The sequence below is a fragment of the Streptomyces virginiae genome, from assembly GCF_000720455.1.
GTDB classification, from domain to species: domain Bacteria; phylum Actinomycetota; class Actinomycetes; order Streptomycetales; family Streptomycetaceae; genus Streptomyces; species Streptomyces virginiae.
Window position 1 is genome coordinate 55572 of record NZ_JOAK01000023.1, and the last position, 11677, is coordinate 67248.

At 73.3% G+C, this 11677-nt stretch carries 14 protein-coding genes and 1 pseudogene; 7 read left to right on the forward strand and 8 right to left on the reverse strand.

The genetic code is table 11. The features are described from left to right. Positions 1 to 86: 86 nt before the first annotated feature. Complete coding sequence (locus tag IG86_RS0128330) at positions 87 to 329, reverse strand: protealysin inhibitor emfourin (RefSeq protein ID WP_030900637.1); 243 nt, start codon at positions 327 to 329, stop codon at positions 87 to 89. Between the two features lie 194 nt (positions 330 to 523). Continuing rightward, on the reverse strand, positions 524 to 1360 hold the full coding sequence (locus IG86_RS0128335; protein WP_030900640.1) for an alpha/beta fold hydrolase: 837 nt from the start codon (positions 1358 to 1360) through the stop codon (positions 524 to 526). 191 nt (positions 1361 to 1551) lie between these two features. Between IG86_RS0128335 and IG86_RS45590 the strand changes: the two are divergent. The 3 genes and pseudogenes from IG86_RS45590 to IG86_RS45155 form a co-directional block, all read left to right on the forward strand. Then, positions 1552 to 2025: pseudogene (locus IG86_RS45590) on the forward strand (DUF4232 domain-containing protein); the annotation flags it as partial. Between the two features lie 28 nt (positions 2026 to 2053). Next, positions 2054 to 2275 (forward strand): hypothetical protein, encoded by a 222-nt coding sequence (locus IG86_RS43705; protein WP_030900644.1) that lies wholly within the window; start codon positions 2054 to 2056, stop codon positions 2273 to 2275. 150 nt (positions 2276 to 2425) lie between these two features. Further along, complete coding sequence (locus tag IG86_RS45155; protein WP_030827951.1) at positions 2426 to 3547, forward strand: nucleotide disphospho-sugar-binding domain-containing protein; 1122 nt, start codon at positions 2426 to 2428, stop codon at positions 3545 to 3547. 99 nt (positions 3548 to 3646) lie between these two features. On the opposite strand, the gene IG86_RS0128355 is transcribed toward IG86_RS45155, so the two are convergent. From IG86_RS0128355 to IG86_RS0128370, 4 genes are all read right to left on the reverse strand, one after another. Beyond that, a complete protein-coding gene (locus IG86_RS0128355; RefSeq protein WP_030900647.1) occupies positions 3647 to 4522 on the reverse strand; it encodes an alpha/beta hydrolase in 876 nt (291 codons plus the stop codon). Between the two features lie 249 nt (positions 4523 to 4771). Then, positions 4772 to 5188: a response regulator gene (locus IG86_RS0128360; RefSeq protein ID WP_157854919.1), complete on the reverse strand. Its 417-nt coding sequence runs from the start codon at positions 5186 to 5188 to the stop codon at positions 4772 to 4774. Between the two features lie 76 nt (positions 5189 to 5264). Then, the gene (locus IG86_RS0128365) at positions 5265 to 5804 is read right to left on the reverse strand and encodes a DUF3291 domain-containing protein (protein WP_030900651.1); all 540 of its coding nucleotides are present in this window, start codon (positions 5802 to 5804) and stop codon (positions 5265 to 5267) included. Between the two features lie 32 nt (positions 5805 to 5836). Continuing rightward, positions 5837 to 6517 carry a helix-turn-helix transcriptional regulator gene (locus IG86_RS0128370; protein ID WP_030900654.1) on the reverse strand — a complete coding sequence of 227 codons (681 nt, stop codon included), beginning with the start codon at positions 6515 to 6517 and terminating at the stop codon, positions 5837 to 5839. Between the two features lie 201 nt (positions 6518 to 6718). On the opposite strand from IG86_RS0128370, the gene IG86_RS42510 reads away from it, so the two are divergent. Continuing rightward, entirely contained in the window at positions 6719 to 7330 is a 612-nt protein-coding gene (locus IG86_RS42510; protein ID WP_051785471.1) for a hypothetical protein, read from the forward strand. A gap of 24 nt (positions 7331 to 7354) precedes the next feature. Here the strand turns inward: IG86_RS42510 and IG86_RS0128380 are convergent, their stop codons facing one another. Further along, on the reverse strand, positions 7355 to 8308 hold the full coding sequence (locus IG86_RS0128380; RefSeq protein ID WP_030900660.1) for a LysR family transcriptional regulator: 954 nt from the start codon (positions 8306 to 8308) through the stop codon (positions 7355 to 7357). Positions 8309 to 8421: 113 nt separating this feature from the next. Here IG86_RS0128380 and IG86_RS0128385 point away from each other — a divergent pair, with 113 nt between their 5' ends. Further along, positions 8422 to 9339, forward strand: a complete 918-nt coding sequence (locus IG86_RS0128385; protein ID WP_030827974.1) for an NAD(P)H-binding protein — start codon at positions 8422 to 8424, stop codon at positions 9337 to 9339. Beyond that, on the forward strand, positions 9329 to 9694 hold the full coding sequence (locus IG86_RS0128390; protein WP_030900661.1) for a darcynin family protein: 366 nt from the start codon (positions 9329 to 9331) through the stop codon (positions 9692 to 9694). The genes IG86_RS0128385 and IG86_RS0128390 overlap by 11 nt, the downstream gene beginning before the upstream one ends. 101 nt (positions 9695 to 9795) lie before the next feature. Here the strand turns inward: IG86_RS0128390 and IG86_RS0128395 are convergent, their stop codons facing one another. Beyond that, positions 9796 to 10332 carry a MarR family winged helix-turn-helix transcriptional regulator gene (locus IG86_RS0128395; protein ID WP_045936748.1) on the reverse strand — a complete coding sequence of 179 codons (537 nt, stop codon included), beginning with the start codon at positions 10330 to 10332 and terminating at the stop codon, positions 9796 to 9798. Between the two features lie 130 nt (positions 10333 to 10462). On the opposite strand from IG86_RS0128395, the gene IG86_RS0128405 reads away from it, so the two are divergent. Then, positions 10463 to 11593: an NADH:flavin oxidoreductase gene (locus IG86_RS0128405; RefSeq protein WP_030827980.1), complete on the forward strand. Its 1131-nt coding sequence runs from the start codon at positions 10463 to 10465 to the stop codon at positions 11591 to 11593. The last annotated feature ends 84 nt before the right edge of the window (positions 11594 to 11677 follow it).

Genomic DNA, 11677 nt, shown 5'->3' on the forward strand with positions numbered 1-11677 from the left:
CACGGCGGGCGACCCGTCCGGGTGGGCCGGGCCGGGCGCGCCGCCGCCGGGCGCCGCGGGGCGGCGCGCCCGGGCCGTGGTCGAGGTCAGGCACCCACGCCGAGGACGGTACGGATCAGTGTGCGCTGGGCGTCTGACAGGCAGGGGTCCTGGAGGTCGAGCACCTCGTCGTCGACGGTGATGCGGTAGCGGTAGCCGTCCGCGACGGGTGTGACGGCCCGCTTGGCGAGCTCCTCCAGGTCCGCGGCGTCCGTGCGGCCGGAGGTGTCGAGGGCGCTGAGCTTATCCCGGCCGGCGAAGCCTCCGGAGCGGGTGACCGTTATCAGCATGGCCGTTCCTTCCTGTTCGCTGGTGTGGCACACGGTCTGCGCGTCGCAGCCACTGCCGCGCATGCCCCGAACCGCGGCCCGCTGTCACCCGGCAGGGCCCGTTGCCCACGAACGTCCGGAAACCGCCGCTGCCTCCGGGGCCGGGACGGCAGGCCGCTCAGGATCTCCGGCGCCGGCCCGCTCGACCGCCTCGGTCAGGAGGGTTCGGTCCTGGTGGACGGCTCCCCGTCGGCTCGGCTCGCCGCGGCCGAACGCTCGACGCGGATGAGCCAGTCCGCGAGGAGGGCGCGCAGGAGTTCCGGCTGTTCGTGCGGCAGGGCGTGTCCCGCGTCGTCGACCACGGCGAGCGAGGCGTGCGGGTAGTGGTGGACCAGGTCGACGGCGGCGGCGTAGCCGACCGTCGAGTCCAGCCGCCCGGCGACGACCAGTATCGGGCCCGGGTACGCGCGCTCGTGGCCGGGTGTCAGCGCCCAGCGTTCGCCGATGCGTTCGAGTGCCGCCTCGTCGACGAGCGCCGCGGCCGGCTCCACGTGGCGTCGGTACCGTTCGAGCATGTCCGGCGTCTGGATCACGAAGTAGCTCCGGAAGACCTCGTCGCCGATCTCGCCCGAGCCGGCGACCACCCGGTGGTCCGGGACCTCCCGCACGCGGGGCAGCAACGGGCACACGAGCGCCAGGCCGGCGACACGCTCCGGCCGCCGGGCGGCCATCGCCTGCGCGAAGTACGCGCCGGCCGAGTGGCCGACGAGGAGGTACTCGGCGTCCGGGGCCCCGGCCGTGACCTCGTCGGCGAAGCGGAGCAGCGTGTCGACGACGTCGTCGGCGCTGCGCAGTGTCGCGGGGGCGGCCGTCCGCCCCATTCCGGGGAGGTCGGGGTAGACGCGCCGCAGCCCGGCGACACCGTCGAGGGCCGGCTCGAAGCAGGCTTCGGCCTCCCGGTGGTCGACACCGGCGCCGTGGAGCACCAGCACGGGCCGGCCGGTCCCGTGCTCCACGCAGTGGACCACCACCTGACCCGCTCGGATCTCCATCCCCTCATGCTAGCCACGCGGGACCGCGCGTCCCGAGAACGGACGGGTCGTGGCCACTTGAACGGAATGGTGTCCTTCACGTCCTGAGTCCGTAACGGTCCCCCGGGGGTGCGGATTTCGGCCACTCCGCAGGGCAGAACCGAGGCGTCGATCGCACCGTTCAAGCCATGTGAAGGCATACGGGGGCCACCATGCGCACTGTCCGCAAGAGCTGGAAGACCTACACCCTCGGGGCCGCGGCCGTCGCCGCGCTCCTTTCGTCCGCGGCATGTGACTCCGACGGCGGCGCGGCCCGGGGCAAGAACCCCACCACGTCCGGCGCCCCCGCTCCGACCGCCGCGGCCTCCCCGTCCGGCGCCGCCTCCCCGTCCGGCCCCCCGAGCCCGTCCGGCACCACGGCCCGGCCCGGTGGCGACGGGGGCGCCGCCGGCCCCTCGCAGAGCGCGGGTGGCGGCGACGGCACCGTCGTCGCCTGCAACGACAACGACCTGTCGATCGACACGTCGGGATGGCGGCAGGACTCGGGCCGGCACCTCCTCATCACGGCCACCAACCTCACGGACAAGGCCTGCACCCTCTACCACCACCCGTACGTCCGCTTCGGCACGGACATCGGTGATCCGGTCGCCCCCACGGACTCCAAGCCGCGGGCCGTCGCCACGATCGGGCCGAGGGGAGAAGGCGTACGCGGGTGTGTTCGTCTTCCGGGCCGGCCAGCAGACGAGGACCGTCACCTCGTTCTCCCTCGGCTACCAGGACCGCGCCCCCGACAGCAACCGGGAGGCGGCGCCGCTCGACATCAGACTGTCGGAGGAGGTCGGAACCCTCACCGTCGGCCCCAACCCCCGGGTCACGTACTGGAACACCGATCTGCGCGCCGTCGAGGACTTCCTCTTCAGGTCCGGCAACAGCTAGGGGGTGTCTTGCCCACGGTCCTCCCAGAACGTCTGATTTTCGATCTCCGACGGGGAACACCGCGTGCCGTTGCGGCAGTTCAAAGGGTGGAACCGGGGGCGGGCCCGCACGACCCGTCCCCGACCGGCACACCATGGGCAAGGAGAAGCCGTGCGCATACTCTTCACCGGTCCGGCCTCGGCCGGGCACCTCTTTCCGATGATCCCGACGGCGCAGGCCTTACGCGCGGCCGGTCACGACGTGCTGTTCGCCGGCTCGCAGCCGCTGCACCAGCTGCGCGAGGCTGGTTTCCCGCTCGTCGAGATAGGCGACGGCCGCAGCATCCGGGACGTCTTCGAACAGTCCACCGGCGAGGAGGTGCGCTACGTCGCGCCGGACATGACCCCTGACGAGATCCTCGACCGGGCGGCCCGCGGCTTCGCGCTCATCTCCCGTTCCACCGTGGACGGCCTGCTCGAAGCCGCCGAGAGCTGGCGCGCCGACCTGCTGGTCTACGACTCCTTCCAGGCCTCGGCCCCGCTGGTCGCGGCCAAGCTCAAGATCCCGTCGGTGATCCAGAACTTCGGCGTCACCTCCGGGCACGACATGGTCGGCCGGCTCGCCGCCAACTTCACCGAGGCGTACGAGACGTACGGAGTGGCGGGCCCCGCCGAGGCCACCGCGCTGAACATCGTCCCCGCCTCCCTCGGCGGCGACCCGGGCGGCCTGCGGATGCGCTACCTCCCGTACAACGGCGGCGGCACCGTCCCCCTCGAACTGCTCCGCCGCGGTACCCGCCCGCGCGTGGCCGTCACCCTGGGCACGGTGCTCACCGAGCTGGACGGCGTCCGCGCCATCGTCCGCCTGATCGAGGCGGCGGCGTCGGTGGACGCCGAGTTCCTGCTCGCCGTCGGCGACACCGACCTCGCGCCGCTGGGCACCCTCCCGGACAACGTCCGCCCGCTGCCGTGGGTTCCGCTGGCCGAGCTGCTGACCGCCTCCGACGGGCTGATCCACCACGGCGGCTCCGGAACCCTGCTCACCGCCCTCCAGGCCGGCCTGCCCCAGCTCCTGCTCCCCCAGGGCGCCGACCACTTCACCAACGCCGACGCCCTCACCGCGACGGGCGCCGCCCTGCGCTCCGCCTCCGACGAGGTGGACGCCGCGCTCCTGACGCGCCTCACCGCCGACCCGGTCCTGCGCGACGCCGCCGAACGCCTCCGCGCGGAGAACGCAGCTCTGCCGAGTCCCGCCGAGACGGTCCCCGCCCTGGAGGCCCTGGCCGCCGCCTGAGTCCCCTCCGTACGATCGCCGGGCCCGCGCAGCCCGGACGGGGAACCCCTGTCCGGGCTGCGCGGCCGGGACATGGCGGACCCTACGGACGGGCTGCGCTCAGGAACCGGTGGCCGGCGCCGTGAGCGCGGCGAGTTCCCCGAGGACCCGGGCCGCCGGGGCCGGGTCGACCAGCCACTTCAGGTGGCTGCCCGCCAGGGTGCGGACGTCGTACGGGTTGTCCGGCGTGAGGGCGTCGCCCTCGCGGATCAGCCGGTCCTGCATGGCGAGCGGCAGGCTCGCGTCGTCCGCCAGGCGTACGAAGGTCTTCGGGATCGTGCCCCAGGTCGCAGCCTGTGCCCGGTCCGCGGAGGTGCCGACGTCGAGGTTCTCGTCGGGCTGGAAGGTGTTCAGGAAGGTCAGGAACTCCTCGTCGGTGCCGTCGGCGAGGAAGGCCGTCTTGAACGCGGTGAGGGCCGCGGGGTCTGCCGTGCGGAAGTTGACGCGCAGCAGGCCGAGTTCCGCGGGGTTCCCGGCCAGGGCCAGGCTCAGGGAAGCCGCGTCGACCGCGGCCATCTCCGGTTCGGCGTAGTAGGCACCGACCTCCAGGTCGACCGGGGCCCAGGCGGCGACGTAGACGATGCGGTCGATCAGGTCCGGCCGTGCGTTGGCGGCGGCGGTGGCCGTGATTCCGCCTCGGCTGTGCGAGACGAGGACCACCGGCCCGTTCTGCTTGGCCCGTTCCAGGATGCCGATCAGGTGCTTGGCGTTGTCGGCGAGCGTGACGCCCCGGATCGAGCCGGGTGCGGCGGCGAGGCCTTCGGGGTCCTGCGGCGCCTGGTAGGCGCGCTGGTAGCTCGCCTCGAAGCCGTGGCCGGGCAGGTCGACGGCTACGGAGCGGTGTCCGAGAAGGCCGAGTTCGGCCTGGAGCGGCGCGAAGGAGAAGGAGTTGGCGAAGGCGCCGTGAACCAGCACGAACGTCGGGGTCGGCTGCATCTGTCTGATCGCTCGCTCTCTGTCGCACTCGGGAATCGCCGGGACACCGGCTGCGGGCACCGGGTGGCAGCGGGCTGCCGCCGCGATCCCCTCGGGACAGTACGCAGGGAATGATCATCGAAGCAATCGGTGCGAGCTCCTCCGCTTGCGCCCTGCCTCCCGCGCGCCGTCGGCCGCCGGTGACGGGGGCGAGGACGGTGGGCGAGCACGGTGGGTGAGGACGGTGGTCGCCGGCGGTCCGGGGCCGGGTCAGGGCATCTCGTCGGGGTCGCAACTGGCCCGGCGGAGCCCGATCGTGCGCAGGGCCCGCATCAGCGCCTCGGAGTCCCCTTCGCGCACGACGTGGACGGCTCCCTCGACCTCCAGGCCCGACACCGCACGGGGCACACGCGCGGAGGGGGTCCGCAGCACCACCCCGCTGGGCGGGTCCAGCCCCCGCACTCCGCGGAACACGCGCAGGACCTCCGGGTCCGAGTCGATGCTGCCGATTCCGGCGGGCAGGGACAGGACGGTGATGTCGGGCAGCAGGACCCGGGCGTGCGCGAGGGCGACGGCGGGGTCGTCGGCGTGCGACACGACCTGGAAGTGCGGGTTGCGCTGGATGCCCGAACGGAGCAGTTCCAGCTGCTCGCCCTCGGGCACACCGACCACCAACACCGTCATCACCCTTCCCATCGTGCGTTCCGGCGCAGCGCGGGGCGACCCGAGGGGGATGGGGAGGGGCTGGGCGGGGGTGGTTGCCTCAGACCGCCGCCGCCTCGGCCTCGTCGGCCGGCTTCGCGCGCAGGGCCACGTCGGGCGGGGCCATGTGGGGCGGGGCTGCCTCGGCGGCGGTGTACGAGGAGGCGAAGGTGAACGCGCGCGGCGACGGCCCGTGCGCCCGCAGGTCGCTCAGCCGCTCCAGCGCCTCGTCGACGGTCGGCAGGTGGCCGGCGGGAACCCACCAGAGCACCATGTGCGCCTCGACGTGCCGCTCGAACCACTCGCGGCGCCGCCGCATCACCTCCAGGTGTCCGCTGCGGTAGGCGAAGTCCCACAGGGCTTCCTGGGTCTCCCACACCGACAGGTTGACGATGACGTCCTCGCCCGCCGGGCGCAGTCCGGTGGCGTCGGCCTCCCCCTCCCCCACGAGCCGCCACACGAAGCCCGGCGTTTCGTCGGCGGCGGAGTTGACCGGATCGAGCAGCTCGACGAACGGCGCGATGCGCGGGTCGTCGAAGGGGTGTAGGAGCGTGGCGACGTTGAGCTGGGCGAGGTGGAAGGCATGCGCGGGTGTGGTCATGGCCTCATCCCAGCACGCTCCTCATTTCTATGTCAACGTTCATTGTCTTTAGAAGCTTCGACGACGACGCAGCACTCCCCCGGCCGGGCGTCCATGCGGGCACGGACCGGACCGTCGACGCCGAGCAGCCCTTCCAGCAGTGCGAGGTTCATGCCGCAGACGAGCGGGGGGAAGCGTTCGGCGACGGCATGGAACGGGCAGTTGCGCATACGGAGCACGCGCTCCTGCCCGCCCTCCCCCTCTCCATCGCCTTCCAGGTGCGGTTCGTAGCCGCGGGAGGCGAGCAGCTCCGCGGCCTCTTCGAGCCCGCCGCAGGGCGCCGCCGCGCCGCGGAGGGACTCACCCCGGCGGCGCGCCGCCGCGCAGAGCCCGGCGTCCAGTCCGACCTCCTCGGCGGCTTCGGCGAGCAGCTCGGCGGCGGTGCGGTAGTCGCGGGCGGGCAGCGACACGGACCGCTCGACGCGTGCCCGCGTGTACACCTTGGCGGGACGGCCGGCCCCCGGCCCCGAGCGTCCCGTCAGGCGGCGGCTACCGCTCTCCAGCAGCCCCGCCTCGGCCAGCCGGTCCAGATGGTGCGCGGCGAGCGTCCGCGCCACCCCGGCCGCCTCGGCCGCCTCGTTGCGCCCGACCTCGCGCCCCTGGGCGGCCACGTACTCGTACAGCCGGCGGCGCACCGGGTCCTGCAGCACCGCGATCACATCGATGTCCTTCACCCCGCCATTCTAGAAACAACAGCGGTTGGAGATAGAAAGCTGCTGGAAATCGCCCGATCGTACGGGCACCGCGCCGTGTACCGCGTCAGTGCCCCTGAGGCCGACCCTTCGCCGACCCTGGCTCAACCCGCATGGCGCATCGGGGTGTTGCCGGGGTGATCACCCATGTGCCGCTGTACGCGCGGGCGGCAGGGTGAGGCCATGACATCGAACGCGCCCGGACGTCTCGCCGGCATCTCCTTCGCCGCCGCCCCCCTCCTCCTCATCGTCTACGGCTCCGTCCGCCTCCTGGCGGAGGGGTCGAAGGAGCCCGGTGCCGCCTGGACCGCCGGCCACCTCGCTTTCCTGTTCGGGGTGTTGCTCTTCGGGGCGATGTGCGCGGGGGTGTACCGCATGGCGACGGCCGGCGCGGGGCCGGTACGGCGACGGCTGGCCCGGGCGGGGTTCGCGGCCGGGCTGGTGGGAGTGGCGGCGGCCGCCGCGCAGGCACTGATCGACCTGTACGTGGGGCTCCGAGCGGCGGACAAGCCGGAGATGCGGGAGCTGTTCGGGCAGGTCCAAGACGTCCCGGGGGTGATGCCGGCCGTCTACACCGTCGGACCGCTCTTCCTCTACCTGGGGATGATCATCCTGCTCGCCACCCTCACGGGCCGTGACGCCGTCCGGGCGCAGGCGCTCTTCGTACTGGGCACGGCCGCGAACGCGTTCAGCCTGGACCTGCTGCCCCTCGGGGGACTCTGCTACCTCCTCGCCTTCGCCCCCCTGCGCCGTCGAACACCCCCCACCGCCACCCTCCCCACCCGCCCCGCATAGCCGCTCCCCGGGGCGGGGCGGGGGTCATTCCGGGCGGGGTGGGCGCAGGACGTGGCGTACGGCGGCGCGCAGCCATTGGTGGGCGCCGTCCGCTGTGTGGCGCGGGTGCCAGGCCATGCCGATCGTCACCGGGGGCAGGGGCAGGGGGATGTCCAGCAGGCGCAGCCCCATCGCGCGTGCCGCGTCGCCGAGCGGTGACGGCGGCTCGCCCGGCAGGGCGGTCGGCACGAGGCAGACCACGTCGCCGACCGCGGCCAGCGCCATCGCCGCCAGATGCCCCGGCAGGACGGCTCCGACCTGCCGGCTGAGCCCCTGGGCGGCCAGGGCCGTGTCCAGCGGGCCGGTGAAGCGGCCCCGGCGGCTGACGGCCACGTGCTCCGCCGCGGCCAGCCCGGCGGCGGTCAGGGGTCCTTCGGCGAGCGGGTGCCCGGCCCTGACGCCGGCCGCCATCCGCAGCGTCACCAGCTCCTCGACCCGGGTCTCCGGGTCGACGTGGTCGATGGCCCCGATCTCCAGGTCGATCCGGCCCTCGCGCAGCGCCGGGCCCGCCTCCCACTCCTCGGCCAGCACGCGCAGCGAGACGCCCGGCGCCCGGCGCCGGGCCAGCCCGAGCAGCCCGGGGGTCAGTGCCGCGCCGACCAGGTCCGCGGCCTGGACGGTGAAGGTCCGCCGCAGTGCGGCGGGGTCGATACCGCCGCTCGGCGTGAGCAGCGCCTCCAGTCGCCGCACCACGGCGGCGGCCTCGTCCCGCAGCTCCTCGGCGCGCGGTGTGGGCACCATCGCCTGCCCCGCCCGCACCAGGAGCGGGTCCTGCAGGACCCGGCGAAGCCGGGCCAGGGTGCGGCTCATCGCGGCGGGAGAGGTGCGCAGCCGCGCGGCGGCACGGGTGACGCTCTGCTCGGCGAGGAGGGCGTCGAGGGCGACGGCGAGATTGGCGTCGAGGTTCGGGGCTGGGCTGCTCACCCTGTTCACCTGCATCTTTCCGTTCTGGGCAATGATTGGATGCTGAAGTTCCCATTGTGGCAATGCGGTTCGGGTTCGCACGATGAGGGGGCGTTACAGATCCGACCGACTCAGACCGCGAGGTTTTCATGATCGTCATTACCGCCCCCACCGGGAACATCGGCAGTCGGCTGCTGTCCCTGCTGGTCGAGGCCGCGCCCGCACGCGGAGAGGAGGTGCGGGTCGTGGTCCGCGATCCCGCCCGGCTGCCCGAGGCCGTGCGGGAACGGGTCGAGGTGGTCACCGGTTCACACGGGGACGCCGCGACCGTCGAGCGGGCCTTCACCGGGGCCGACGCGGTCTTCTGGCTGGTCCCGCCGGACGTCTCGCTCACGCCCGAGGAGGCGTACAGCGGCTTCACCCGCCCGGCCGCGCGGGCGTTCGCCGCGCACGGTGTCGGCCATGTCGTCGGCGTCTCGGCGCTCGGCCGCGGCACCGCTCAGGCCGGCCGGGCCGGGCTGGTCACCGCGTCCCTGGCCATGGACGACCTGATCGCCGGCTCCGGTGTCGCCTACCGCGCCCTGGCCAACCCGTCGTTCTTCGAGAACCTGCTGGAGGAGGTCGACTCGATCCGCGAGAACGGCGTCTTCACCGACACCGTCGCCGCGGACCGGCCGGCTCCGATGGTGGCCGTCGCCGACATCGCCGCAGCGGCGGCCGGGCTGCTTCTGGACCGGTCCTGGACCGGGGCCGGCAGCGTTCCGGTGCTCGGGCCGCAGGACCTGTCTCCCCATGACCTCGCCCGCATCATGAGCGAGGAGCTGGGCCGTCCGGTCCGCTACGAACGCCAGACGCTCGACGAGTTGCGGTCCACCATGCTCGGACACGGCCTGGGCGCGGCCTTCGTCGAGGGCATGGTCGACATGAAGCGCGCCAAGGACGAGGGCCTGGACTCGGGCGTCGACCGCTCGCCGCAGGCGGGACCGGCCACCGGATTCGCGCAGTGGTGCGCGCAGACCCTGCGGCCCGTCGTCCTCGCCGCTCCGGAGGCAGCCGATGCCCGCTGACCGAACCGAGCCGCCGGTCACCGCGTTCATGCTGGTCAAAACCACCCCCGAGTGGCTGGCGATGACGGTGCCCGAACGCGTCCACGCCTTCACCACCCACGTCGTCCCGGTGATCGAGGCCCGCACCCGCGGTGTCCGCTCCCGCTTCTACGACACCGAGTTCTACTCGGCTCGGGTCACCGACGTCTGGGTCTGGGAGGCGGACGACCATGACGCCTACCGGCTGCTGATCGACGCACTGCGCGAAACCCCCTTCTGGGACCGCTACTTCGACGTCGTGGACCTGCTCGTGGGCACCGAGAACGGCTACGCCCGCACCTACGGCCTGGAGCCGGTGGCCACCGTCGCCACCTGAGGCCCCGCGCCGCGCGATGCGGCTCGATGCGGATCAGCCGTGTGCCCGCCCCTCCGCGAGGGGGCGGGCCCAGTCCCCGTCGGCATCGCGGCGTCGGTCCCCTACGGGGTGGCAGGCCCCTCTTGCGCCGGGGCCGGCAGGCGGCATGAGGTCCCGGCGTCGCCTTCCTCCGTGCGCGGCCAGTGCCGTCCTTCGAGGGCCTCGGCGCTGCGGTTGAGCCGGACCAGGACGTCCTCCAGCTCCCGTACCTCCTCGGGGGACCAGTCGGCGACCACCCGGGCCAGGCAGGACCGGTTGACCTCGCGGTCTCCTTCGAGGCGGCGCCCGCCCTCGGCGGTGATGCGCAGCTTGCGGGCCATGCCGCCGTCCGGATCCGCGACGCGTTCGGCCAGTCCGCAGCGCAGCAGTGCGGCCGTCTGGCGGTTCACGGTGGAGGTGTCGAGGCCGAAGGCCTCCGCCAACTGTCCGATGGACATGGGTCCTTGGGTGTCGATCCGGCTGAGCAGCAGGTACGCCGACCGCTCCAGGCGTTCGGCGTCGCGCTCGCGCCGAGCCAGCACCTGGTGCCGCGAGAGGAGCATCAGCTCCCGCTCCAGTTTTTCCAGCACTGCGCCTCCCGCTCCTTTCCGGCGCTCCATTATCGCGGACCGGCGGACCGGTGGACCTCTGCGGGCCGGACCCGCAGCCATATGCATGATACATAGCGTGTGTACTATGCACTTCTCGTTGTCACCCCGACGAGCCACAGCCTCACACCGGAGGACCCGCATGTCCGTCACCACGTCCACCGCCTCCCGCGCGGCCGAGATCCTCTCCCGGCCCGTCACGCTGAACGGCCTGACCGTCCCCAACCGCATCGCCATGGCGCCGATGACGCGGATGTTCTCCCCCGGCGGCGTGCCCGGCGAGGATGTGCGGGCGTACTACGCCAGCCGGGCCGCCGCGGGCGTGGGCCTGATCGTCACCGAGGGCACCTACGTCGGTCACGACTCCGCCGGGCAGAGCGACCGGGTGCCGCGGTTCCACGGCGAGGACCAGCTGGCGGGATGGGCGAAGGTCGCCGCGGCCGTGCACGAGGCCGGCGGCACGATCGTTCCGCAGCTGTGGCACATAGGCATGGTGCGCAAGCAGGGCGAGGCCCCGTACGCCGAAGCGCCCGCCGTCGGCCCCTCCGGCATCCGCGTCGACGGCACCGAGGGGACCGGCAGGGCGATGACCCGCGCCGACCTCGACGACGTCATCGGCGCGTTCGCCGACGCCGCCGCGCAGGCCGAGCGGATCGGCTTCGACGGCATCGAACTGCACGGCGCCCACGGCTACCTGCTCGACCAGTTCCTGTGGGAGCGGACCAACCGCCGCACCGACGCGTACGGCGGCGACGCGGTGGCCCGTACGAAGTTCGCGGCGGAGATCGTGGCGGCGGTGCGCGAACGCGTCTCGTCCGACTTCCCGGTGATCTTCCGCTACTCGCAGTGGAAGCAGGAGGCCTACGACGCCCGGCTCGCGCAGACCCCGGAGGAGCTGGAGGCGATCCTGGCCCCGCTGGCGGCGGCGGGCGTCGACGCGTTCCACGCCTCCACCCGGCGCTACTGGCTCCCGGAGTTCGACGGCTCGGACCTGAACCTGGCGGGCTGGACCAAGAAGCTCACCGGCCGGCCGACCATCACCGTCGGCTCGGTGGGCCTCGACGGCGACTTCATCCGCGCCTTCGCCGGCGAGGGCGCGGCGCTGGGCGACATCGACAACCTCCTGGACCGCATGGAACGCGACGAGTTCGACATGGTCGCCGTCGGCCGCGCGCTGCTCCAGGACCCGCAGTGGGCGGCGAAGGTCCTCGGCAACCGCTTCGACGAACTGCAGCCGTACGACGCGGCGGCCCTCAGGTCGCTCAGCCACTGACGGCAGCCGCCTGTCGGCGCATGCCCCCGGGACGTCGGTGGACCGACGCCGCGGGGGCATGCGCCGACTGGGCCCGGGCCGTGG